At 60.6% G+C, this 25,061-nt stretch carries 22 protein-coding genes; 10 read left to right on the forward strand and 12 right to left on the reverse strand.

The annotated features are described in order from the left end of the window. Window positions 1-81: 81 nt before the first annotated feature. Window positions 82-1,488: a type VI secretion system-associated protein TagF gene (tagF, locus tag BTE54_RS13915; RefSeq protein ID WP_078052842.1), complete on the forward strand. Its 1,407-nt coding sequence runs from the start codon at window positions 82-84 to the stop codon at window positions 1,486-1,488. Further along, window positions 1,475-2,380, forward strand: a complete 906-nt coding sequence (locus BTE54_RS13920; RefSeq protein ID WP_078052843.1) for a protein kinase — start codon at window positions 1,475-1,477, stop codon at window positions 2,378-2,380. The genes tagF and BTE54_RS13920 overlap by 14 nt, the downstream gene beginning before the upstream one ends. Before the next feature lie 11 nt (window positions 2,381-2,391). On the opposite strand, the gene BTE54_RS13925 is transcribed toward BTE54_RS13920, so the two are convergent. Continuing rightward, window positions 2,392-3,528: a polysaccharide biosynthesis/export family protein gene (locus tag BTE54_RS13925; protein ID WP_078052844.1), complete on the reverse strand. Its 1,137-nt coding sequence runs from the start codon at window positions 3,526-3,528 to the stop codon at window positions 2,392-2,394. 275 nt (window positions 3,529-3,803) lie between these two features. On the opposite strand from BTE54_RS13925, the gene BTE54_RS13930 reads away from it, so the two are divergent. Then, window positions 3,804-4,100, forward strand: coding sequence for a PRC-barrel domain-containing protein (locus tag BTE54_RS13930; RefSeq protein ID WP_078052845.1), 297 nt, complete (start codon window positions 3,804-3,806; stop codon window positions 4,098-4,100). 91 nt (window positions 4,101-4,191) lie between these two features. On the opposite strand, the gene BTE54_RS13935 is transcribed toward BTE54_RS13930, so the two are convergent. From BTE54_RS13935 to BTE54_RS13980, 10 genes are all read right to left on the reverse strand, one after another. Further along, window positions 4,192-4,917 carry an SDR family oxidoreductase gene (locus BTE54_RS13935; RefSeq protein WP_078052846.1) on the reverse strand — a complete coding sequence of 242 codons (726 nt, stop codon included), beginning with the start codon at window positions 4,915-4,917 and terminating at the stop codon, window positions 4,192-4,194. A 57-nt stretch (window positions 4,918-4,974) separates the two neighbouring features. After that, the gene (locus tag BTE54_RS13940; protein WP_078052847.1) at window positions 4,975-6,585 is read right to left on the reverse strand and encodes an FGGY-family carbohydrate kinase; all 1,611 of its coding nucleotides are present in this window, start codon (window positions 6,583-6,585) and stop codon (window positions 4,975-4,977) included. Window positions 6,586-6,674: 89 nt separating this feature from the next. Then, window positions 6,675-7,406: an SDR family oxidoreductase gene (locus tag BTE54_RS13945; RefSeq protein ID WP_059761100.1), complete on the reverse strand. Its 732-nt coding sequence runs from the start codon at window positions 7,404-7,406 to the stop codon at window positions 6,675-6,677. Between the two features lie 39 nt (window positions 7,407-7,445). Next, on the reverse strand, window positions 7,446-8,423 hold the full coding sequence (locus BTE54_RS13950; protein WP_065654941.1) for a ribose ABC transporter permease: 978 nt from the start codon (window positions 8,421-8,423) through the stop codon (window positions 7,446-7,448). Then, window positions 8,413-9,915, reverse strand: coding sequence for a sugar ABC transporter ATP-binding protein (locus tag BTE54_RS13955; RefSeq protein ID WP_078052848.1), 1,503 nt, complete (start codon window positions 9,913-9,915; stop codon window positions 8,413-8,415). The genes BTE54_RS13950 and BTE54_RS13955 overlap by 11 nt, the downstream gene beginning before the upstream one ends. 72 nt (window positions 9,916-9,987) lie before the next feature. After that, window positions 9,988-10,899, reverse strand: coding sequence for an ABC transporter substrate-binding protein (locus BTE54_RS13960; RefSeq protein ID WP_078052849.1), 912 nt, complete (start codon window positions 10,897-10,899; stop codon window positions 9,988-9,990). Window positions 10,900-10,996: 97 nt separating this feature from the next. Next, window positions 10,997-11,881: an AraC family transcriptional regulator gene (locus BTE54_RS13965; RefSeq protein WP_078052931.1), complete on the reverse strand. Its 885-nt coding sequence runs from the start codon at window positions 11,879-11,881 to the stop codon at window positions 10,997-10,999. Window positions 11,882-12,250: 369 nt separating this feature from the next. Further along, window positions 12,251-13,303, reverse strand: coding sequence for an NAD(P)-dependent alcohol dehydrogenase (locus BTE54_RS13970; protein WP_078052850.1), 1,053 nt, complete (start codon window positions 13,301-13,303; stop codon window positions 12,251-12,253). A 260-nt stretch (window positions 13,304-13,563) separates the two neighbouring features. After that, window positions 13,564-14,013, reverse strand: coding sequence for a DUF1801 domain-containing protein (locus BTE54_RS13975; RefSeq protein WP_078052851.1), 450 nt, complete (start codon window positions 14,011-14,013; stop codon window positions 13,564-13,566). Between the two features lie 129 nt (window positions 14,014-14,142). After that, window positions 14,143-14,736, reverse strand: a complete 594-nt coding sequence (locus tag BTE54_RS13980) for a TetR/AcrR family transcriptional regulator (protein WP_020812322.1) — start codon at window positions 14,734-14,736, stop codon at window positions 14,143-14,145. A gap of 121 nt (window positions 14,737-14,857) precedes the next feature. On the opposite strand from BTE54_RS13980, the gene BTE54_RS13985 reads away from it, so the two are divergent. The 7 genes from BTE54_RS13985 to BTE54_RS14015 all read left to right on the forward strand — a co-directional run bounded on the left by BTE54_RS13985 (window position 14,858) and on the right by BTE54_RS14015 (window position 24,139). After that, entirely contained in the window at window positions 14,858-16,084 is a 1,227-nt protein-coding gene (locus BTE54_RS13985; RefSeq protein ID WP_078052853.1) for an MFS transporter, read from the forward strand. Window positions 16,085-16,387: 303 nt separating this feature from the next. After that, the gene (locus BTE54_RS13990) at window positions 16,388-16,891 is read left to right on the forward strand and encodes an RNA polymerase sigma factor (RefSeq protein WP_020812324.1); all 504 of its coding nucleotides are present in this window, start codon (window positions 16,388-16,390) and stop codon (window positions 16,889-16,891) included. A gap of 151 nt (window positions 16,892-17,042) precedes the next feature. Continuing rightward, window positions 17,043-17,999 carry a FecR domain-containing protein gene (locus BTE54_RS13995; protein ID WP_078052854.1) on the forward strand — a complete coding sequence of 319 codons (957 nt, stop codon included), beginning with the start codon at window positions 17,043-17,045 and terminating at the stop codon, window positions 17,997-17,999. Window positions 18,000-18,115: 116 nt separating this feature from the next. Further along, window positions 18,116-20,536 (forward strand): TonB-dependent receptor, encoded by a 2,421-nt coding sequence (locus BTE54_RS14000; RefSeq protein ID WP_078052855.1) that lies wholly within the window; start codon window positions 18,116-18,118, stop codon window positions 20,534-20,536. Continuing rightward, window positions 20,536-21,426, forward strand: a complete 891-nt coding sequence (locus tag BTE54_RS14005; protein WP_078052856.1) for an ABC transporter substrate-binding protein — start codon at window positions 20,536-20,538, stop codon at window positions 21,424-21,426. Before BTE54_RS14000 ends, BTE54_RS14005 begins: the two co-directional genes overlap by 1 nt. Continuing rightward, window positions 21,423-23,393, forward strand: coding sequence for a Fe(3+)-hydroxamate ABC transporter permease FhuB (gene fhuB / locus BTE54_RS14010; protein WP_078052857.1), 1,971 nt, complete (start codon window positions 21,423-21,425; stop codon window positions 23,391-23,393). The genes BTE54_RS14005 and fhuB overlap by 4 nt, the downstream gene beginning before the upstream one ends. Beyond that, on the forward strand, window positions 23,390-24,139 hold the full coding sequence (locus BTE54_RS14015) for a siderophore-interacting protein (protein ID WP_078052858.1): 750 nt from the start codon (window positions 23,390-23,392) through the stop codon (window positions 24,137-24,139). The genes fhuB and BTE54_RS14015 overlap by 4 nt, the downstream gene beginning before the upstream one ends. Before the next feature lie 37 nt (window positions 24,140-24,176). On the opposite strand, the gene purU is transcribed toward BTE54_RS14015, so the two are convergent. Then, window positions 24,177-25,061: a formyltetrahydrofolate deformylase gene (gene purU / locus BTE54_RS14020; RefSeq protein WP_078052859.1), complete on the reverse strand. Its 885-nt coding sequence runs from the start codon at window positions 25,059-25,061 to the stop codon at window positions 24,177-24,179.

Here is a 25,061-nt window from a genome sequence, read left to right on the forward strand (position 1 = left end):
GGCGGGGCGGCGCACCGTTTTTTTAAGGAGGGGATCTATGATGAAAGCAACGACGAAAAGCACCGCGGTCAATAACGACTGATGGCCAATCAGGCATCGAGGCCCGCAGAAACCGCAGCGGAAAGCGATCGCATCGGCTTCTTCGGCAAGGTCCCCAGCCATGGCGACTTCATTTCCGACGGGCTTGAACGGGAGCTGATCGGGACATTTGACGACTGGATGCGATCCGGCCTGCACGCCTGCGCGGACCTGTTTTCGGGCCGATGGCCCGAAATATTCACGTCATCGCCGCCCATACGCTTCATCATCGAAAGCGGCATATGGGGAAACTGCGCCTATGCCGGCGTGCTGGTGCCCAGTGCAGACCGGGTGGGGCGCAAATATCCGCTTGCCATCATTGCCCAGCTCAATAGCTTCCGGAAACATCCGAGAACACTTTATCTCGACGACACCTGGTTCATGGCCGCAGAGGCGCTGGCCGAAACATCCATGACGGGCGATTTCGACATGTCCCGGTTTAACACCTCCGTTAAAAAACTGCGCCTGCCGAAACCACAGGAAGAGGATGACGCCCCGGAAATGGTGCGCGGCCGCGCACCGACCAGCCTCTGGTGGCGCATCGATCCCGTCAGCCGCCGCGCCCGCGGTCTCAAATTCGACGGCAAACCGAAAGCTTCCGATTTCCTGCGCCTCTTCAGCGACATGGCAGGCAAGGGCGATGAGGACGGCTCGACACCCGTACAGACGCAGGAAAGTGCGAAACACAAAACTCCGCCGGTGATGACGCAACCGCCCGCGCCGGCAACCGAACAGCCGCCATCGGTCATCTACAGCTATGCCACGCACCCGGGAACACGACTTTCCCTGAACGCGGATTCGCTCTTCGTTTCCCAGAGCCCTGCCCTCTTTGCCATAGCAGATGGACAGGGAGACACGCACAGCGCCGTGGAAGCAGCGCGTCTGGCCACCAATATTCTTGCCGAGACCCCCGATGCCGAAAGCCCCGAGGTGATGGCGCAGCAGATCAGGGGAAAGCTCGGCACCGTCAACAGCCTGCTTCTTTCCCGGCAAACCATGGGCGCCGACGGCAGGCCGATGACAAGCGTCATCATTGCCTCCATTATCGGCCGCAGGCTGAGTGTGCTGTGGTCCGGCGACGCGCGCGCCTATCTCCTGAAAAACGGAACCATGCACCAGCTTTCGCGCGATCACGTCGTTGTCGGCATGAAAAGGCAGCTCGCGCAATGCGTCGGCCTTTCCCAGCAGTTCCGCCCGGACATCGTCGGAGAAGACTGGGGGTCGCAGGACAGGCTGCTCCTGTGCAGCTATCCGCTGGTACAAATCCTGAAGGAGCGGGCCATTGCCGAGATTGTCGGCAAAACCCCGATCAAGGACTGCGCCAGCGCCCTGATCCAGGAAGCGCTGATCGAGGACGCACGCGAGAATGTCAGCGCCATCGTGATTGGAAACCGGCTTGAGCAAGGGTAAACAACCGGGCGACGGGCCTGCCTACCCGCAGGTCGCCGAGCGCTTTTCCGATCTGTGGCAAACCATCCGCCATGACGGCACGCGGGAAAGGCCCACCGAAGAACAGAAAGACCTGATCGATCAGGTCAGAAATGCGCTGGACCGGAAAGTCTCGCATTTTTCCGATGCGAAACCCGACTGGATCGCCGATAGTTTTGCCCTTGAACGGATTGCCTACGAAAGCGAAAACACGCTGCTGCTGCAGGTGCGGCACCGCGATCTCGGCTCCCTTCACGCACTGAAAACCACGCCGCCGGCGTTGAGAAACGACGCGGCGCTGCTGCAAAGATTACGCGAGGAGGCGCAGCTCGGCCTGACATTGCGCCATCCTTGCCTGGTGGAAACATCGGCGCTGCTGAGGCTGGCCGATGGCCGGCCAGGCCTGTTGCAGCCATGGTTCCCGCAATCATTGGCCTCGCTTGCATCGCAGCCGCCGGTTAGCGCGCCGCAGGCGATCACAATCCTTCGCCGCCTGCTGGAAGGGCTGAGCGCCATGCATGCACGGGGATATGTCCACTGCGATGTCACGCCAGCCAATATTCTACTGGAGGACGGCGGTTTCGAAACGGGCAGACTTGGCGATTTCGGCATTGCGCTGGAGATTGGCCAAAAACACGCGGACCGGGGCATGAGCTTTGCCGCCTCGCGCGAATTTGCAGCGCCGGAACGGATGCGGGACGCAACCGCGAAGCCGGATCAGGATATATTCTCCGTGGGGCGGCTTGCCCGGCGGCTTATCGCGACGGATGAGATGCGAACAACGCAAAGACTGGCGGATTTTGCGGACGCCTGTTGCCAGGACGAACCCGCGTCGCGTCCGCAATCGGCAATGGAAGCGCTACAGCTTCTGTAGCGCTTCATTGATCAGTTGCCGCTGCCGGGAAGCGGTGCTGCCGCCGTCGGCACGCTCTTCTGGAACACGGTCAGGAGCTTGGCCGAATCCACCAGCGGTGCGTTGCTGGCATAGAGTACATCGCCCTTCTGCATCTGGAAGAGCTGCATGAGCGCAATGCTGGAAGCATCGCGCATATTGACGTGATAAATCACCGGCCGCATGGTCGTGGCCGTCGCGACCGGGCCTTTCGCGCCCGATACGGTTGCCGACGGCACCTGAACGATCTCGTTGCGGAAGACATAGACATTGCGCGCGTCCGCACGGTCATCCAGCAACCCGCCGGCGCGGCCGACAGCCTGAGCGAGGGTCAGTTTTCCGGCTTCGAACTGGAATTCGCCGGCGCTCTTGAAAGCGCCGAGCGCGGTGTAGCTCGCCGCATCGCCATCGATCATGATCTGATCGTCCGGCGACAGGCGGATATTCTGGCGGTCCTCCCGCATGACGCGGTCAAGCGGCGCGCTCGCCCTGTGCGAGCCGCGAACGACGGTAACCGTGGCAGCGCCCGGAGCGACGGTCGGGCCGCCGGCCTGATTGAGCGCATCGAGCACCCGCTCCTGACGGGCGGTGAGCGTTATTTTTCCGGGATTTTTCACCGCACCGCTCAGCATGACGGCGCTCGTCGGCTTGTCAACGACGGTGACGACGGCCTGCGGGTTCACGGCCGATCCCTTGAGCCCGGCAACGACCTGCGATTGCAGCCCCTCGGGCGTCGAATCCACCACCCTCTGTTTGCCGACGAAGGGGATATTCACCGATCCGCTCTGGTCCACCGTAAAGCGTCCGAGATTGAGCGTCTTGCTTTGCGTTGGGGAGAAAAGCCCGTCTTCGCCGGTATCGAGCACGGTGATGTCGATCACGTCGCCGCGACGCAATCTCTGGGCGTTGTAACCGGTGTTGCGAAGTGCTGTGAGGCCGGGGCCGGAGGCATTCTGCAGGCTTCCGGCGGATACCGTGGCCGCCGGCGCATTCGCCAGCTCGATGACGGGGATTTTTTCGTTGGTTCGAGGGAAAGTCGCAGATCGGATATTGCCTGCGGTCGGTCCGTCAGATGGCTTTGCACATGCGCTCAAAAGAGCCACCAGCAAAACCGCCCCCAACTTTTTCATCCCTCATCCCCTTGATGATTCAACCTGACGCAGAGATAACATCCAGACACGTCATCGCAACAACTTTAGCGGTTGCAATTTAGCGAAAACTTGTCTTCCGGAGAAAAGGTGTGACCATTCCGCAACCTTTTCGGAACCGCCCGTCGCAAACCCCAACAATGTACCGATGAGAAATCACCAGTCCTCAGCGACTGGCACCGTCCCGTCGACATTCGATGGAACGGTTTTGCAGTCGAGGAGTTTGTTTTCTGCAAACCAAGACAGGAGCAAGAACAATGGATCACACCAATCACGTACGCCTGGTTGAAACCGAACTGACGCCCTCCGTTCTTGAAGGCGCCACCGTTTATGGTGCAGACGATCACAAGGTCGGCAAGGTGGATCATGTCCACGGCGTTGGGGCCGGCAGCACCGCCATCATCGATGTCGGCGGCTTTCTTGGTATCGGCGCAAAGCCGGTCGCAGTACCGCTCAGCGATCTTGATTTCATGCGGGATGAGGACGGCGATGTCCACGCGGTCACTTCATGGACCAAGGACCAGCTGAAAGAAATGCCCGAGCATCGTCATTAACAGCATTGTCATTCATTAGGAGGGCGCCCGGCTGATTGCCGGGCGTTCTTTTATTTTCGGGGTGCTTGCGCATCAGCCCCCCTCGCAAATGTCAAACGGCGAGGAAACCGCCATCGACAGGCAACACGGCTCCGGAAATCATGCGGCTGTCATCCGACAGGAGCAGCGCGATGCTCTGAGCCACCTCTTCCGCTTCGGCAAACCGGTTGAGCGGATGGCGAACCATCATCGGCTGGCTTTTCGCCGGGTCGTTCCACGCTTCCGCGGCCAGTTCGGTGAGGGTGATGGTCGGCGCAACCGCGTTGACGCGGATGCCGTGCGGGCCAAGCTCCTTGGCAAGTACGCGGGTCGCCCCTTCCAGCCCGGCCTTGGACGCCGCGTAGCAGAGGTGATCCTGAAAACCGCGGTGACCGGCGATGGAGGTGATGTTGACGATGGCGCCGCCGCCGCCCTTCGCCACGCGGGCGCGGGCAAATTCCTGACATGCGACCAAAGCCGCGCGCAGGTTGATGCCGAGAACGGCTTCATAACCCGCATCGCTCATATCCAGCACGCTTTCGAGCACGTTGATGCCGGCGCTGTTGATCAGGAAATCGCAGGGGCCGCCTTCCTTCATGGCGGCGCGGGTGGCGGCGACATCGGCAAGATCGACGCGGATCGAACGGCCGCCGATTTCGCTTTTCAGGCTGTCGAGATCGGACTGGGTGCGGCTGATCGCCACCACTTCCGCACCGCGCGCGGCCATCAGGCGAGCGCAGGCGCGGCCGATGCCTTTGCCTGCGCCGGTGATGATGACGGATTTTCCGGAAAACTGCATGGAATCCTCTTTATTTTGCGGCCATGACGGCCGGATGATCTAAACTTTTGACAGCGCTCAGGAAGGACTGGCAGAACGAATGGCGCGCGCCGCATTTTGCAGCGCCAGAAACGCGTCGTAACGCGCCTGATGAACGTTCTGAAAATCTGGATCTGGCGCAGCACAGCTGTCGATACGCGACATCGCGGGCATGGCGACCATCAGGTCACGATAGGTTCCGGCGGCGACGGCGCCCAGCATTGCCGAGCCGAGAAGCACCGGCTCCTCGCATTCAGTCAGTTCCACGGGAAGCCCCGTCGCGTCCGCGAGCAGTTGTCGGGCAAGCGGATGCGCACCCGCCCCGCCGCTGACGCTGATGGTTTCCACCGGCGCACCATTGTGGGCCTGTGTTTCGATGATCTGGCGAAGCCCGTAACCGAGGCCGAGAAGGCCGGCCACATAAAGCGCCACAAGGGAATCCACGCCGGTCTCGGTACCGTAACCGGCAATGACAGCGCGGGCATGGGGATCGGCAAACGGCGCGCGGTTACCGAGAAATTCCGGCACCACGTGAAAATCCTCGGCGATCTTTGCGGCAGCGGAAGCGGATGCGGCAAGATTGAGCGCCCGGTCAGCGAGCCAAACCGGCAATGCTTTATCTTCCTTAGCGGCAAGCGCCTTCGCCTCGGCATAGGCCGGGTGCAGCTGCACCAGATAATCAATGGCCGCGCCGGCGGCAGACTGGCCGCCTTCATTGAGCCAGGCGCCCGGAACCATGGCCGAATAATAGGGTCCCCAGACGCCAGGCACGAAGGCGGGTTCGGCGGTGGTCGTCATGGTGCAGGACGAAGTGCCGAAAACATAACCGAGGCATCGCGACGCATCGCCGCCCGCAGCCACCGTGCCGACGCCGCCGGCATGGGCATCGATCAGACCTGCCGCAACCGCGGTGCCCGCAACCAGACCCATGGCTTTTGCAGCGTCTTCCGTCAAACCGTTACCCAGCGCCGTGCCGGGATGGACGACGCTTTGACCGATGCGGCGAAAACCCTGTTCGGCGAGATCGCCAAGCCCGATGCGGGTGAAATATTCCGCATCCCAACGCTTCTCATGGGCCAGATAGGTCCATTTGCAGGTCACCGTGCAGGCGGAGCGATCAAGCGCGCCCGAAGCCTTCCATGTCAGAAAGTCCGTGAGATCGAAGAAGTGCTCTGCCCGGGCATAGATGTCCGGCCTGTTTTCGCTGAGCCACAGCAGTTTCGGCGTCTGCATTTCCGGGGAAATACGGCCGCCGACATATTTCAGCACGGCGTGTTCGCCGGCATTGATGCGCTCCGCCTGTTCGACGGCGCGGTGATCCATCCAGACGATGATGTCGCGCTCGGGATGATCGGGCGCGCCAACCGGCAGGGTCTCGTCTTCCGGTCCGCGCACCACCAGCGAGCAGGTGGCATCGAAACCGATACCGGCGACCTCGGCAGGATCGATGCCGGCGCGGGAAACGCTTTCCCGGACGCTGTCGCAAACGGCCTGCCATACTTCGCCGCTCGATTGTTCGGCAATGCCGCCATCCTCGCGATGCATGCCGATCGGGCGTTTGGCGGTGGCGAGAAGCTTTCCTGCGACATCGAAGACACCGGCGCGCGCCGAGCCGGTCCCGACATCGACGCCAATCAGATAGGAAGGCATTTGCGATACTCCTCGGAGCGGATCATCCGGTGCTTGAACAGGGTTGAGCGGCGGGACCGTTTCCGGTCTTTCCGCCGCTCCAGAGATTTTTAAACGCGGTCGAAGTTGGTCGGCAAGACCAGCATGTCGCGGATGGTGACCGTGCGCTTGCGCGTCAGCATGTAGACAACGGCATCGGCCACTTCGCTCGCGTCGATAAGGCTGCCGGATTCCTTGGCTTTGCGGAGGTTTTCCTCCGGCCAGTCCGCCAGAAGTGCGGAAACGACCGGGCCGGGAGACACCTGCGCGACACGCACGCCGTGCGGGATCATCTGGCGGCGCATGCCCTGAACGAAGCTGGTGATCGCCCATTTCGAGCCCGAATAGACCGGCTCCCAATAGGTGGGGAAGTGGCCGGCAATCGAGCAGGTGACGACGATATCGCCGGTCTTGCGCTCCGACATATGCGGCACGACGGCATGGACGTTCTTCATGACGGCGTTGACGTTGAGGTTCAGCATCTTGTCGATGGCTTCCGGCGTCGTCTCGGTAAGATCGCCGCCGATATAGGTGCCGGCATTGCAATAGAGAATGTCGATATGATCGACCTTCCCGAGGATTTCGGGGATCATGGCGTTGCAGCTGTCGGCATCCAGCAGATTGGTGACCTGCGGGATGGCGCGGTCGCCAAGCTTGGTAGCGAGTTCATTCAAGGCTTTCTCGTTCCAGTCGACCATGACCACGGTTGCGCCCTGCTCCAGCAGAGCTTCCGTTGTGGCAAGCCCGATGCCGGATGCGGCGCCGGTGATGACCGCAATCTTGCCTTGCAGCGATTCAGACATTTAATTCTCCTGCGTTTATGAAGATGTTTCCGGGCCGGCTCAGCGCCATTCGCGCCCGATATAGATGGCCAGCAGGATGATGCCGCCCTTGATGACATCCTGCAGATAGGGGTTGATACCCATCAGGTTGAGGCCGTTATTGAGTATGCCGAGCAGCACCGCACCGATGAGCGTGCCGAGAATGAGGCCCCTGCCGCCGGCAATCGCCGTGCCGCCGAGAACCACCGCTGCGATGGCGTCCAGTTCGAAGCCGACGCCGGCATTGGGCTGACCGCTCATCAGGCGACCGGTGAGGATGAGCGCGGCGAAAGCGGCCGTCACACCCGAAATGCCATAGACGGCGAGCTTGACGCGCTGCGTCTTCACGCCCGAAAGACGGGCCGCCAGTTCGTTTCCGCCGAGAGCATAGACATGGCGGCCGAAAGCCGTGCGCTGCAACAGCACCCAGGCGATGGCATAGATCGCCACCATGATGACGACCGGCACCGGAACGACACCGATACGGCCGACGCCGAACCAGGAAATCCAGCTCGGAATGCCGCTGACGGGGTAGCCACCGGAATAGATGAGGCCGAGGCCACGCGCCATGCCCATGGTGGCGAGCGTGACAATGATCGCCGGCATCTTGCCCCAGGCGACGAGCGCGCCATTGAAGATGCCGATGCCGAGACCGATGAACAGGCCGGCCGGCAGGGCAATTGCAGGCGAGAGGCCGGTATTCACCATCAGGCCAGCGGACAATGTGCCGATCAGCGCCATGACCGCGCCGACCGACAGGTCGATGCCGCCGGTGAGGATAACGAAGGTCATGCCGACGGCGAGGATGCCGACGACAGAAACCTGCCGCAGCACGTTCATGATGTTGTTGAGGCTGAAGAAATTGTCGCTCGCAAGCCCCATGAGGATCGATACGACGATAAGACCCGCCAGCGGCAGGGCGAGCGGCGAGCGCAGCATGGCACTGAGACTGAAACCGCCCGTTTTCGCGGCAACGCCGGTGTTTGCATCAAGCGACATGTTCAACTCTCCCGGTGGTGGCGTTTGTCATTATTGTTTCTGAATTGATGTCGTCTCCCTCGACCGTGGCGACGATGCCGCCGGAACGGAAGACGCAGACCCTGTCGGACATGCCGATCACTTCCGGCAGCTCCGAGGAGATCATGATGATCGAATGGCCCCTGGCGGCGAATTCCCGCATCAGCGCATAGATTTCCGCCTTAGCGCCGACATCGATGCCGCGTGTCGGCTCGTCGAAGATCAGCACGCGCATGTCATGGTTCAGCCAGCGGGCGATGACGATCTTCTGCTGGTTGCCGCCCGATAGCGTATCGACGCGGGCAAAGGGTCCCTGCGCCTTGACCTGCACCTGCGCCATGGCCTTCGTCGTATGCTCCAGTTCCTTTTTGAGATCGAGGAACCAGTGGGCCTTGCGGTATTTGCGATAATTGTTCAGCGAAATATTCTGCAGGATGGAGAAGCTGGTAATCAGCCCCTCCTCCTTGCGGCTTTCCGGCAGCAGGCCGATGCCGCGCATCAGCGCCTCATCCGGTCCGGAAAAACGCGTGTCCACACCGTCGACCCTGATCTTGCGGCGCGAGGCGGAATGCGCGCCCAGCATGGCGAGAACCGTTTCCGTACGGCCCGAGCCGACAAGCCCGGCAAAACCAAGAATTTCGCCCTTGCGCAGCGCGAAACGCGAGACAGGACCGCCCTTCTTCAATTGCAGCTCTTCGACTTCGATCACGCTTGCGGCGGCAGGATCGAGCTGTGGCTTCGGCGGGAAACTGGCTTCGATGCGCCGGCCGACCATCATCTCGACCAGACGGTCATTGTCGACCTCCGACGTCAGGCAGGAACCGATCAACTCGCCATCGCGCAGAACGGTGATGCGGTCGCAGATCTCGAATATTTCTTCGAGGTGATGCGAAATGAAGATGATCGCCACACCCTGACGCCGCAGCTCGCGCATGACCTTGAACAGGTGTTCCGTCTCGGAGGGCGTGAGCGTCGCCGTCGGCTCATCGAGCACGAGGATACGCGCATCCAGCGACAATGCCTTGGCGATTTCGACGAATTGCTGCTGGGCAACGGAGAGACGATGCACCGGCACGTCGAGCGGAACATCCACGGCAAGACGGCTCATGATCTCGGCCGCGCGCTTGCGCATCGCGCCCTTGTTCAGAAGGCGCAGCGGCCCGCGGATTTCGCGGGCGAGGAACATGTTTTCAACGGCATTAAGATAGGGGATCAGGCTGAATTCCTGAAACACGATGCCGACGCCGGCGGCAATCGCCTCATCGTAATTGGCGAAGCGGCGATCCTTGCCGTCAATGCGGATCGTTCCCTCCGATGGCTGCAAAATGCCGCACAGGATTTTCATCAGCGTCGACTTGCCAGCGCCGTTTTCTCCCAGAAGCGCATGCACCTCACCGGCGCGCGCCTCAAGGTCGACGCCGCGCAGGACTTCGATCTTGCCAAAGCTTTTTCTTATTCCATTCAGTTCCAGCATTTCACCCTCCTCAATGGTCGGGACTTAACCCCGCCCCCATACTAGATGGGGACGGGGCCTGGGAGGAGTTCTTTACCAGCTGAACTCGCCGGCGTTCTTGCTGTCGACGACCATAACATCGATCGGGACTTCCTTCGGCACGACGCGAGCACCCCATTTCTGGGCGAGCGCCATGGCAAGGCCGACGCGAACCTGATCACGCGGGAACTGTGCGGTGGTTTCGATGAAAGGACCACCCTCGGCAATCGCCTTCACCGCTTCCGGAGCACCGTCTACCGAGGTCAGCTTGATGTCCTTGCCGGAACCCTGGATCGCAGCCAGAGCGCCCATCGCACCGCCGTCATTCACCGAGAAGATACCGGCGAGGTTCGGACGCGACTGGATCATGTTTTCAACGACGCCGAGAGCAACGGAGCGGTCCTGACGGCCGTTCTGCGTGTCGACCAGCTTGATGTCGGCGAATTCGGCAAGCGCTGCCTTGCATCCTTCGACGCGCTGAAGGATCGGCACGACCGGGATACCGTCGAGGATTGCGACTTCACCCTTGCCGCCGAGCGCCTCACCGAGATGCTTGCACGACTTGTAACCCGCGTCACGGTTCTTCGAGCCGACGAAGGTGTCGACCGGACCGTTAGCGTTGGCGTCAACCGCAACGACGATTACGCCGGCAGCCTTGGCAGCGTGAACGGCGGCTTCGATGCCGGCGCTGTCGGTGGGGTTCAGAAGCAGGATATCGATCTTCTGCTGCAGCATGTCTTCGACGTCGGAAATCTGCTTTGCCACATCGTGGCCGGCATCGGTCACGACGACATCTGCGCCGATGCTTGCGGCGGCTTCCTTCAGCGCTTCCTGCATCGACACGAAATAGGGGTTGTTCAGCTCCTGGAAGGTCATGCCGATCTTCAGCTTTTCCTGCGCCAGCGCCGGAGCGGCCATCATTGCAATTGCGGCTGTCGCCATCAGAAACTTGGACTTCATTTTCATCTCACTCTTCCTCCCGGTTGGAAAATTGGGGCAACAAGACCCCGTTTCCGGACAGCCCTCTGCCCGAATTCTTAGAAATTGGCGATGTGTCGCTGGTTTAATCCGCCATGACCGCTGCCTTCTGGGCTGCGAATATCGTGCGGAACCTCGACGGCGACATTCCCTTCAATTTCAGGAAATGCCGGTTGAAATTCGAAAGATTGGAGAAGCCCACATCGTAGCAGACCTCCGCCACCTTGACCTCCTGATCCGCCAGCAGCATCTGGCAGGCAAGATCGATGCGTAACTGATTGCGATACCGCACCAGCGTCGTTCCCGTGTGACGCTTGAAGGCGCGGGAAAAGGCGCTCTGGCTCTGGCCCACCATGTCGGCGAGGTCGATTTCCTCGACCTGTTCGGTCAGGTGCTGGCGCAGATGCGACAGTGCGCGGTTGATGCCGCTGTCGCCGATGCCGGTCAGGTCCAGCTCGTAGCTAAGGCTTGCAAGCACCTCGGAAGACGGCGCGTTGACCAGCAGATCGAGAATTTCCCAGAAAAGCGCGAGCCGCGTCAGCCCCTGCGCCTCGATCAGCCGAAGGATCAGCGGACGAACACGATCACTTGTCTCATCGTCGAACAGAATGCCGCGGCGGCTGCGGTCCAGCAGCGCACGCACCACCTCCATCTCGGACATGGAGGTGCAGGCATCCTCGATAAAAGCCTCCGGAAACTGGATCACGAGAGAGCGTGTCGGCACGATTTCGTCCGGCTCGATCTCGCTGATCCAGTTCTGGGGGAGATTGGGACCGGTCATGATGAGCTGACCGGGGCCGAAACGGCCGACGAAATCACCGATATAAAACGTGCCTGACGTGGCGACGACCAGATGGATTTCGTATTCGGGATGATAATGCCAGCGCACGGTACGGAACGGATAGCCATGCCGCCAGGCGGCGAAGGATTCGCCCTTGCGGATGTGCACCAGTTCCAGATCGGGCTGCATCATAGTTCCTCCCATCAGTCGCGTCCGCCGTATTTGCGGACAGGAGCCATTTCCTCTTTATGGCTCGTCCCAGGCGTTGATGAGGAGCATATGGCGGGCGGCTGCGGTACATCCACATCACGCCGAAGAAATTGCCGATACTTTTTTGACTCTTTTTTGTCGAAAATTGAAGAGTCGCCCGAAAGGGCTGACCATAAACGCGGCGATGGGGCCGATTTTTCCGCTCAATTTGGCGTGATGCGCTCAAACAATGCGCAACCAGAAGCGATTTTCGTTGAAATTTTGACGTGTAGCCTGCCGGATGCCGGCAGGCTACACTCATACTTTTCCGCAACGTCTTTGCCGCTCAATCATCAGCGGCTTGCTTCGTTACTGCGGCATCACGATCTGCAGTTTCACATCCGTTTCCCGTGCTTCAACCGCACGGTCGAAACCGGCAATGCTGTCTTCAAAGGGAATGGTCGCGGAAATCAACGGCTTCAGATCAACCTTGCCGGAGGCGATGAGCGCAACTGCCCGGTCGTAAACATTGGCATAACGGAAAACCGTTTCGACCCGCAGTTCCTTGGCCTGCAGGCCGACAATATCGACCGGAACCGGATCGACAGGCATGCCGACCAGCACGATCGCGCCGCCCGGCCGCGCCAGCTTTGCCATGCCGAGCACGGCGGGTGCTGCGCCCGAGCATTCGAAGACGATATCGCAGCCCCAGCCGTCGGTCGCCGCCGAGACGGCCTCGGCGAGATTGCGTTCGCGGATGTTGACGGTTTCGATGCCATCATATGCACCGATGATATCGAGCTTCGGCTGGGCGAGATCGGCAACGATGACCTTGGCGCAACCGCCGGCAAGCGCCGCCAGCGCTACCATCATGCCGATCGGACCAGCTCCAGTGACGACAGCGATATCGCCCGGCTGGATACGTGCCCGGAGCGCCGCCTGCATGCCGATGGCGAAAGGTTCGACCATGGCGCCTTCGGCGAAGGACACATTGTCGGGCAGCTTATAAGTGAAGGCGGCGGGATGAATGACCTCGGGCGTCAGGCAGCCATGGATGGGCGGCGTCGCCCAGAAGCGGACAGCCGGATCGACATTGTAGATGCCGAGCTTGGTGGCGCGCGATGTGGGATCGGGAATGCCGGGCTCCATGCAGACGCGGTCGCCCACCTTCAGATGCGTCACCTCGTCGCCGGTTTCGATCACCGTTCCAGACGCTTCATGGCCGAGCACCATCGGCGCGTTGACGACGAAATGACCGATCTTGCCATGGGTGTAATAATGGACGTCCGAGCCGCAGATACCGACCGTGTGGGTGCGGATGCGCACATCCCTGGGCCCGAGTTCACCGGATCCTGCTTCACCCGGAATGTCAAAATCCCTGAGCGAGAGCTTGCCCTTTTCTTCCAGCACCAGTGCCTTCATCTCATCCTCCGTGGTTTGCGATACGTCTGGCAGCGAATTCAGTGAGCGTGATGGCGTGCAACCCCGGCAAAAGTAAACAGAAATCGGCCGGAACGGCGGGTTTTTCTTCACTCCGGAAAAACTGTATCGGACAGCCCGCGATTTCTCATCATCCGCAGCGCGACACTATCCTCAAGAGGCAGGAAAACCGGCATGATTCGTCCGCCCATTTCGCGATCATCGCGTGCTTGAAAGCCTCGGGGACCGGTAAACCCGTTCGCTCACATTTTTTCGCCGGGCAACACGCTTGCCTGCCTCACCCACTCCACGAACTGCGCTTCATCGAACGCATCCTCGCGGATATCGAGGTAACGGACTTTCGGATGTTTGGAGGTGCCGGGCGGCAAAGGCTGCAAGGATGCACCATTGAGGAAGGTCACCTTGATATATTTCGTGAAGCAGTGAAGGCTGAGGAACCAGATATCGTCCTCCATGCCATAGAAGGGCGAATTCCACTTCACAGCCTTGCGCACGCCGGGCACGACACCTTCGATCAGCCTGTCGATACGGCCACCGACCGCGCTTTTCCAGCCCGGCATGGCGGCGATATAGGCCCGCACCGGCGCGTCGCCATATCCTTTTGCAATCTGGGGATTCCCGCCCGAAAGAAGCTTTGGCGATTGATCCGATGGCGCGCTTCCGGACGCTTTTTCCGACGGCTTGTCGACCATAACCTTGACCTCAGAGGTGTCAAACAGGTGCTACCAGTAACATGATCTGTGTCTATTCCAGATATTTTTACACATTTTCCGTGATGACCGCCTAGCCGACCCGGAATAACAGATAGGCAGCTGGGCGGGTCAGTCTTTCCTGACACGCAATCCCTCCAGAAAGGTCCGGAAACTGCCGACAGCCCGTTTCGAGGTCGTTTCGGGATCGTCGGAATTGGCTATCCATTGGGCGGCGCTGCTGCTCGCCGCATTGATGAAGCGGGCGCATGCCTCCGGATCGATGTCGCCGATGGTGCCTTCTTCCCGGAGCGCATCCAGGCTTCGGGCGACAGCCGAGATACAGCCATTGGCATTCGGCCAGCGCGACGGATCGCCGAGCACGGCCGGCCCGTCACGAAACATGATCCGCTGGATTTCCGGTTCGAGAGCCATGCGCACATAACCGACATTCTCCTCGACGAAACCCTCCCATCGGGTCGCGGCCCTCGAGGAGATGTCACAGAGCCTCTTCGTCATCTCCGCATCGATCTCGGCCACAACCGCCAGCAACAGGCCTTTCTTGTCGCCGAAATGGTGATAGAGCGCGCCACGGGTGAGACCGGCTTCGGCGGTGAAGTCGTCCATCGACGCTTCCGCATAACCGATGCTGCCAAAGGCCTTGCGGCCGGCAGCCAGAAGCTTCGCCCGCGTCTCGGCAATCATTTCACTGCGAGGTTTGCGCATTTCTTCTCCATTTTCCACATACGACGCGTATATTAGTTGACATACGCGTCGTATGCAATTATCTCATTCACATACGCCACGTATGTATGTGGTGGACACCCTTAGAACAAGGTGCATCCCGATGTCTAATCCATACAGAGAAATTTTCCGGGCTCCAGGCGCAAAAGGCTTTTCCGCCGCCGGTTTCTTCGCCCGCCTTCCCATTGCCATGGCCCCGATCGGCATCGTCGCCATGCTTTCCCAGACTCATGGCGAATATTGGCTGGCCGGCGCCGTCTCGGCAACCTTCGCATTGACCAATGCCGCCCTCTCCCCGCAAATCTCCCGGCTGGTGGACCGCAAGGGGCAGAGCAAGGTCCTCATCCCCGCCACCATCGTCTCGGTCATCGCCTTTGCGGCGCTGATTATCGCGACAAATCAGAGATGGCCCGCCTGGACACTGTTCCTTTCCGCCTTCCTCGCCGCCGCCATGCCGAGCATTCCCGCCATGATGCGCGCCCGCTGGACGGAAATCTTCCGCGACCGGCCGGAGTTGAACACCGCCTTCGCCTTTGAATCCGCCGCCGACGAACTTGTCTACATCTCCGGCGCCTCGCTTTCCGTTGGCCTTGCGGTTTCGCTCTTTCCGGAAGCGGGCATGATGATCAGCACCACCTTCCTGGCGCTTGGCACCTTTGCCTTCCTTCTGCAACGCGCGACCGAGCCCAAGGTGCGGCCGGTTGAAAGCGGCCGCCGGCAGCGTTCGGCCATCTTCCTGCGCCCGGTTCAGATCATCACGCTTGCGCTGATCTTCGTCGGCTCCACTTTCGCCACGGCCGAGGTGAGCGCCGTCGCAATCACCAAGGCGCTTGGTCAACCGGAAGCCGCCAGCCTCGTCATCGGCGTCTATGCCATTGGCTCCTTCGTGGTCGGCCTCATTCTCGGCGCGCTCAACCCCAAAATGCCACTGCAACGGCAATTGCTGATCGCCGTCAGCGTGCTTGCACTCACCGCCCTGCCGCTGCTTGTCGCCAACACCTCGGTAGCACTCCTCGCTTTCGCCGTTTTCCTCAGCGGCGTTGCAATCTCGCCGATTTTCATCACCTCATTCGGCCTGATCGAGCGCCGCGTGCCGGAATCGATGCTGACGGAAGGCGTGACCTGGGTAATGACCGGCATCGGTATCGGCATGGCGCTCGGCGCCTTCGTCTCCGGCTGGGTGATCGACAATTTCGGCCCGGATAACGGTTTCTGGGTGTCCGTCGTCGCAAGCCTTTCGACAGTCGCCATCATCGCGCTCGGCCAGCGCAGCCTCTCCGGAGATCGCGGACGGTCGGATATGGAGGCCGTGGCGCAGCCCGCCGAATAACAACCTTTACTCGCAGTCTGCATCGTTCATCGCGGTAATTGATATATACGGAGGAAAGGTCACAGACTAATCCATAATACAGCGACTGTTTTACTTTACCGTCGCCCCGCAAGCATGATACCGGCAACATCAACGGCCGATGATGTCATGCCTGCGGGGCGATCCTGCTTATCGAAGCCGTCGCTTCGCATATTCTCGAATTCTGCACCGATTGCACATAATCGACCGACGGCTGCATCGTTCGACACACCGACCGTCCCTTCACCGGGCAGGCACGGGGTCGATTACCGGAAGGCAAGGCTCTTGAGTTGGGATCTGCAGGAATTGTTCCGGCTATATGCGAAGGGCATTGTCAGGTCCCTGCGCAGCAGGGGCATCGATCCTGAAACGGCATCCGATCTGGCGCAGGATGCGTTTTTGAAGGTGCTTGCCTCACCGCCGCCGGCAAGTGCCGCTTCCCACAATCCCAAATCCTATCTCTATACGGTGGCGCGCAATCTCAGCATCGATCATTATCGCCGCGAACGCAGTCTCCGCCGTGTTGACCTGCCGCAAAATGCCTTCGATGCCATCATCGATCCGTCGCCATCGGCCGAAACCATCGTCTATGACCGCCAGCGGCTGCAGCTGGTGGAACAGGCGCTTGCGGAACTGCCGCGGCGAGTACGCGAGGCCTTCCAGCTGCACCGGATGGGCGGCCTGACGATCAGCGAAGTGGCGCAGAAGCTCGGCATGTCCACCACCCGCACCTGGGTTTTGATCCGCGACGCCTATGAACACATAGAGGATCGGCTGAACGGTCTGTAGAGGACGGGAACCGTTGTCTTGCTCCAGATATCGCCGTTTAATCGCCGGCCTGCGCATTAAACTTCTTTCATTCGGAAATATGCGGCCTCTCATTCGTATATATCAAAGGCTGTGACATTGTCCGGTCTCCGGCAATCCTGAAAGGCTCGCTATGAACGAAGTGTCGGAAGAACGGCGCCTGTTTCGTAAAGCTGCGGATATTGCCATTCGCCTGCAGAACGATCCCGGCAATCCTGTCGCCATCGAAACGGCACGCGCCTGGGTCGAGCGCGGACCGGCCCATGCCGCCGCCTGGGCGAAGGTCGCCGCAATCCACGGCATGACCGGCCAGATTCTGGCCGAGGAGGCCCGTTCCTCGCAAAAGGGCTTCGACCCCAACCGGCGTCTTCTGCTTGTCGGAGGCGTGCTCTGTCTCGGTGCGGCGGCAGGCGGTTCGGTGCTGGCACCCTATGTGACGTTACGCGCCCGCGCCGATTATCTGACATCGACGGCCGAGATCAGAGAAATTCCCCTCGAGGACGGCAGCATGGTCACGCTCGGACCGGACAGCGCAATCGCCATCGATTTCGGTGAGCGGGCAAGACGGGTGAACCTCCTTGCCGGCATGGCCTATTTCAATGTCCGGCCCGATGCCTCGCGCCCCTTCTCCGTCGCCTACGGACCATTGACCGCCACGGCGCTCGGGACCGCTTTCGACGTTTCAGGCGATGATCTCTCCATCTTCGTCTCCGTCGATCATGGGCTGGTTCTGGCCACATCGCCCGATCTGCCTTCTCCCGCGGGAGAGAGACTGGCGGCAGGCGACTGGCTGACCTACGACCAGGCATCGCGCCGTATGGATCGCGGCGTCAGGGAGGCCTCAGAAATTGCGGCATGGCGCACCGGCATGCTCATTGCCGAAAAGGAGACGGTCGCGGCGGTGGTCAATCGCATCGCCCGCTGGCAAAAAGGCAAGGTGGTCATCGCCACCCCTGCCCTGAAAAACAACGTCGTCAGCGGCGTCTTCGATCTTGCCGACCCCATCCGCGCGCTCGATGCAGTAGTGCGGCCATTCGGCGGCAAGGTGCGGGCCGTCACGCCGTTTTTGACCGTTATTTCCTCTATCTAAGAAAACTTGAGAAAAAGAGGAAAATTTTCGAACGCCATTCGTATTGTCCTCAGAGATCCCGTCGCCAGCATAGGCCGGCCGGTCTCCGGGGACAGATTTAATGGAGTGGCTTTCACATGGGGAATGAGTTCTCATCGGCTCATAAGGGTACAAACAGGGGTCGTAAGGGTCGTGTCGCGCTGTTTTTCGCCTTTCTGGCGACGACCACTGCGCTCGCCGCCGGCATCGCGGCACAGCCGGCCTTTGCGCAGGCGGTTTATTCGGTTCCGGCCGGCCCGCTGAACAAATCGCTGGCAACCTTCGGAAAACTGTCGGGAACGCAGATTTCCTACGATGCCTCGATTGCGCGCGGAAAACTTTCGCAGGGCGTCAGCCGCGCGACAACCCGCGAGCAGGCGATCGTGGAGCTTCTGCGCGGCACCGGCCTCGTTTATTCCTTCACCGACGCCACCTCCGTCGTCATCGCCGCGCCGGTCAGCGCGGCAAGTGCTGCGGCAGCCGGAAACTCCACCCTTCTCGCACCTATTACGGTTCAGGGCACCCGCGGCGCATCCATATTGCAGCAGGACGGGCTGGCGCAGGATGGTTACCGGACAGAGACACTGTCCTCTCTCGGCCTGCTTGGACAGACGGCCATTCGCGATACGCCGTTTTCCGTCACTGTCGCGCCGAGGGAGCTGATCCAGAATATCCAGGCGCAATCCCCGGAAGACATCTACCGCGTCCTGCCGACCATCCGCAGCCAGACGCCGCAGATGTCCGGCTGGGCGCCGATGGCCAATATTCGCGGTTTCACCACCTATGACACCGCCGAAGACGGCTTCCGCCGCTCCTACAGCCACGCGACGGTGCTGGAAGACAAGGAACGCACCGAGGTTCTTTCCGGCCTTTCGGGCTTTCTCTATGGCGCGGCCTCGCCGGCCGGCATGATCAACTATGTCTACAAGCGCCCGACGCAGGAACGTTTGAACAGCGTGACGGTCGGCAATTACGGCGGCGCGCAGGCCTTCGTCCATGGCGATTTCGGCGGCCGCATCGATCCGGAAGGCGACATGGGTTATCGTCTCAATATCGTCCGTTCGGCGGGCGACACGGCCATCGACGACCAGAATGTCGACCGCTTTCTGGCAAGCGGCGCTTTCGACTGGAACATCACCGACCGGCTGAAGCTCGAACTCAATGCTTCCTACAGCAAATACAAGCTGGACGCCGCCAACTCCTACTGGGCTTTCGCAGACGGCGTGCTGCATGGCGATGCGCCCGACGCCAGCAGGAACTGGAGCCAGCCCTGGATTCACGACGAAATCGAGAAAAAACGATACTCGGCCAAGCTCACCTACGATGTGAACGACGCCATTACCCTGCGCGGTGGATATATGCGGGAATATATCGACCGGCCGGTTCAGGATCATACGATGAATCTTGTCCAGTCCGCGGAGGAATATTCCCAGATCGCAATTCGCTCCGGCAGGACAAAAAACGTCTTCGACGCCGCGAATATTTTCGCGGACGTCTCCTTCGAGACCGGCGCGGTCTCCCACAAGCTGACCGCCGGATATTACATGTATCAGGGCAAGGACTGGGGTACGACTTACAATCCCAATACCGGCTGGCAGCCGTCTTTCCCCCTGTCTTCTCCCCGGCATATTGCCGAGCCGACTTTCCCGCCAAACACCGGTACGCTCTACAAGTCCGGCTATGTGCGCAATCATAACTTCGTCGTCGGCGACCAGATCGAATTCGACGAACAATGGTCGGCCCTCGTCGGCGCCAATTACAGCATGATCCAGAGCCAGTCGCTGGACAGCAGCGGCGCCCGCTCCGCACCGGATTACGATGAAGCAAGGCTCTCGCCCTCGGCGTCGCTGCTCTTCAAGCCGGTGGAGGCGGTGACGCTCTACGGCAGCTATATCGAAGGCCTCGAGCAGGGCGGCGTCGCGCCGGACACGGCCGCAAATAGCGGGCAGATTCTCGCCCCCATGGTCAGCAAGCAGAAGGAAATCGGCATCAAGGGCGATGTCGGCGACATGCTGCTGACGGCGGCGCTGTTCGACATCTCCAAGGCCTACGAACTGACGACGGATGCCAATGTCTACACGCAGGACGGCCGCCAGCGCCATCGCGGCATCGAGTTCACGGCGACCGGCAAGGTGACGGATGACCTTACCATTCTCGGCGGCGTGACATTCCTTGACGCCAAGGTCGAAGGCGGAACCTATGACGGCAAGCGGCCCATGAACGTCGCCAATGTTCTCGCCAAGGTCTATGCCGAATATGAGGTTCCCACCGTCGAAGGTCTCTTCCTGACCGGCGGCCTCTATTACACCGGCAAACAATGGGCGACATCCGAAAACAACGACCGCCTTTCCTCCTATGTCACCGCCGATCTCGGATTGCGTTACACCACCGAAAACTTCGGCAATCCGCTGACATTCCGGCTGAATGTCAGCAACATCACCGATGAGAACTACTGGCAGAACAGCTATTATCTCGGTGCGCCGAGAACCGTCTCCTTCTCGGTTCAGGCGAAATTCTGATGATGCTGCGCGGTTCCCTGTCCCGCAGAGCGCTGCTCTGCGGGACAGGTGCTTTTTTCCTTACAAACCGGCCGTCATCGGCCGCCCGTTCCGGCGGCATCGTCGCCATGGACTGGGTGAGCGGGCAGAACCTGCTGGCGCTTGGCGTGCAGCCCGCAGCCATGCCGGAACTGGAACGTTATGGCAGCCTCGTCGTCGAACCGGCGCTGTCGCCCTCGGTCGCCGAGCTTGGATTGCGGTCCGAGCCCAATCTGGAACTTGTGGACTATCTTCGGCCAAGCCTCATCCTGCACAGCGACGATTTCACCATGGCTGCCGGCCGGCTTGCCGCCATCGCCCCCACCCACCTTTTCGATTCCGGCGTCACTGCGGGTGAAAACCATTTAGTCAGTGGCAGAAACGCTCTCATCGCGCTCGCCGCGCGGATCGGCGATCCCGGCCGGTTTGACGCGTTTCAGGAAAGTTTCGACGCGGAGATGCGGCAGGCACGAGCACGGCTCTCCGCCTATGACGGACGGCCTCTGCTGCTGGCGACGGTCATAGATGGCAGGCGACTGCTGGTTTTCGGCAGGAACAGCCTTTTCCAGAATGTTCTCGATCAATTCGGCATCGAGAACGCCTGGGATGGCTACACCTCGCAATATGATCATACGACAGTGACGGCCGACCAGCTTTCCCGCCATCCGCAGGCGCGGCTTCTGTGCATCGGCGATACCAGCAGCGAGAAGCTGGATACGCTTCTCAACGCGCCGGTCATCAAAAGCCTGCCCTTCATTCGCGAAAACCGATTGGTGCGTATCAGGGACGTGCTGTTTTACGGCGGATTGCCGCCGGCAAGACGTTTCGCCCGCCTCGTTTCCGAAGCCCTTGTCGGTGAGGCATCGCCATGAAGAGGACGGCGAACATATCCGCGATCGTCGTCACATCGCTCGCCATCGTCTGCGCCAGCCTTACCGGCTTCAACCTGTTCCTGCGCATGCCCGATGGGACGCCGCTTGCAGCCCTGTTTTTCCCCGATCCCGACATGACGGCGCAGGTGCTGCTGCACAATACCTTGCTGCCGAGGATCGTGGTGGCGCTGATGACTGGTGCGACGCTCGGACTTGTCGGGGCGATACTGCAAAACATTCTGCGCAATCCGCTTGCCGAGCCGGCGACGCTCGGCATTTCGGCCGGTTCCTATCTGCTGCTTGCCATTGCCACGCTCTGGTTCCCGCAATGGATAGGCGCACGGGAATGGATCGCCTTTGCGGGCGCGGCGCTGTCGCTTCTGGCAATCCTCGCACTCTCCTGGCGCAAAGGCCTGTCGCCCGTCACCCTCACGCTGGCAGGCATGATCGTAAGCCTTTATTGCGGTGCTGCGAGCGCCGTTCTGGTGCTGTTCAACCACGATTTTCTCGTCAGCATCTTCTTATGGGGTGCTGGATATCTAGATCAGCAGGACTGGAGCGCCGTCTCCTTTCTGGCCCCTCGTCTCGCCGTGCTCGCCCTTGCAGTCGTGCTGCTTCTTCGCCCCCTGACGATCATGACGCTTGAGGACGCCAATGCAAAAAGCCTCGGCCTGTCGCTTGCCACTTATCGGCTCATGACGCTGGTGGTAGCGGCGGCCTTGACGGCGGTGGTCACCGCCTCCGTCGGCATCATCAGCTTTATCGGCCTTGCCGCCCCTGCGTTGGCGCGCGCCTGCGGCGCAAGACGAATGGCGGCGCAGCTCGGTTATTCGGCAGCACTTGGCGCGCTGCTGCTGACCTTGACCGACCAGATCGTCCTGTTTTTTCCCGTCACCTATCGATTGTTCCCGACCGCCGCCGTCACCGCTCTTCTCGGCGCGCCGCTGATGTTCGCGCTGATCCGGCGGCTGGAGATGCCGGCCCCACCGCAGCCAAGCGCGCAGCCAGCGGCAGCGCGTCTCGCCTCACCCATTCCGGCTTTGCTCGGTCTCATCGCCATTTTCTGCGTCGCCGCAGGTGTCGCACTCTCCGTCGGGAAAAACACGGAGGGCTGGTTTTTATCGGGACTTTACGATCTGCATGGCCTCGGCTGGCGCTGGCCGAGGGCGCTCGCGGCCTTCAGCGGCGGGGCGATGCTGGCGCTTGCCGGCGCCATTCTGCAGCGCGTCACCGGCAATCCCATGGCATCGCCGGAGGTGCTGGGTGTCTCTTCCGGGGCGATGCTCGGCGTCATTCTGGTTCTTCTCACCCTTGCCGCCCCCACCCGTAGCGCACAAATCCTCGCAGGTGCGGTGGGTTCGCTGACGGTTTTGCTGCTGATGCTGACCCTGTCGCGCAAGCCGGGTTTTTCCGGCGACCGGCTGCTGCTGATCGGCATTGCGCTCAGTTCCGTCTCCGGTTTCGTCATGGCGGTATTGATGACATCGCAGGACCCGAGGCTCGGTCAGCTTCTCGCCTGGCTTTCCGGCTCCACCTATGCCGTCGCGCCGGGCGAAGCCATCATGGCGACGCTCCTGCTTTCCGGCGGGCTTGCCCTCGTTCCCTTCATTCGCCGCTGGCTGGAAGTGCTGCCGCTTGGCGAAGATATCGCCCGAAATACCGGCGTCTCTGTCGTGGCGAGCCGTAACGGTCTCTATTCGCTTTCCGCCATTCTCACCGCAAGCGCGACGATCCTCGTCGGACCCTTGAGTTTCGCGGGACTGATGGGACCGCATCTGGCGCGGCTTGCGGGTTTCCAGCGCGCCGGCACGCAATTGCCGGCAGCGGCGCTGATCGGCGGACTTATCCTGCTCATCGCCGACTGGCTGGGGCGCAACCTTATCTTCCCGTTTCAGATACCCGCGGGCCTCCTGGCGACGGTGGTTGGCGGGCCGTTTTTGCTTTTACTTATCGGAAGTCGCGCATGACCATATTCGCGGATGACAGCTTCAGGATTCTGACAGTGGTCGACAGCCAGCGCCTCGCCCCCTTCATGCAGCGTCTGCGCTTTACCGGCACCGGGCTTCACCGTTTCAATACGCTGAAAAACCTCCATGTCAGGCTTTATTTCTCAAAGCAGAACAAGAGCTTCGACCGCAATCTGCCCGCCACGAAAAATGCTGCGGAACACGCAGATGCCTTTGCTGTCCGTTATTACACGATCCGGGCGATAGATCCCGATAGCGGTTTTATCGATATCGATTTCGTTCTGCATGAGGATGCGGGGCCGGGATGTTCCTTTGCCCGGAATGCACGTCCCGGCGCGCTTTGCGGCATGTCCGGCCCATGCGGACTGGGAATGAAGCCGGCAAAAAACTATCTGCTGGCCGGGGATGAAACGGCCTTACCCGCCATTGCCCGCATCTGCGAGAACCTGCCCGGGGATGTTAACGGCCAGATTTTCCTTCGGGCCGAGAATTGCCGATATGACATCGTCGCCCCGCCCGGCATGCAAATATGCTGGTTGCCGCGCTCGACGGTATCACCCGCAAAATTCATCGAACATGTTGGCGGTGCAGCGATGGAGACAGCCGCTTCCACCAATGATTATTTCCTGTGGCTCGCCAATGCATTCTCCCAATGGCAGGACTTTCGGGACAAGTTGTCGGTCCTGTCCAAGAAACGTTATCTCAACGCCTGTTACTGGCGGGACGACATGACGACGAGCCACTGAGGAAAGACGCAAATCGCGGTTCCGCAAGAACCCGCATTCAGCCCATGCGTTCGGACACATGTTCTCCGGGAGAGGCGGGAAAGACGACCGTCCTGTTTCCGTTCAGGAAGACCCGGTGATGAATATGGGCGTGGATGGCCCGCGCAAGCACCTGGCTTTCCACATCCCGGCCGAGGCTGACATAATCCATCGCGCTCTGGGCATGGGTCACGCGGATCGTATCCTGCTCGATGATCGGCCCTTCATCGAGATCGGCGGTGACGTAGTGGGCCGTCGCGCCGATCAGCCGCACGCCGCGCTCATAGGCCTGTTTGTAGGGATTGGCGCCCTTGAAAGACGGCAGGAAGGAGTGGTGGATGTTGATGATACGGCCTGACATTTCCTGACATAGCCGGTCCGACAGGACCTGCATGTAGCGTGCCAGCACGACGAGCTCCGCTCCGGTATCCTGCACCACCTGCAGGATCGCGGCTTCCGCCTCGGGCTTCGTTTCCGGCGTGACACGAATGTGGTGAAAGGGAATATCCTCGTTCACCACCTGCTTCTGATAATCCAGATGATTGGAAATCACGGCTACGATCTCGACCGGCAGCGCACCGATGCGGGAGCGATACAGCAGATCGTTCAGGCAATGGCCGAAGCGCGAGACCATGATCACGACTTTCGTCTTTCGCGAAAGGTCATGAATATCGTAATCCATATCGAAATCGGCCGCGACGGAACCAAACCCGTCAAGCAGTGCATCGCGTCCCGATCCCTGTTCGGAAACGAAGCTCAGCCGCATGAAGAAGCGGCCGGTCTCCTGGTCGGTGAATTGCGAACTGTCGTTGATGTTGCAGCCGGACCGGGCAAGATAACCGGAGACGGCGGCGACGATGCCTCTGCGCGCCGGACACGCGACTTTCATGATATAGGTGGTCAA

The organism is Agrobacterium sp. YIC 4121 (genome assembly GCF_002008205.1).
Classification (GTDB): Bacteria; Pseudomonadota; Alphaproteobacteria; order Rhizobiales; family Rhizobiaceae; genus Agrobacterium; species Agrobacterium leguminum.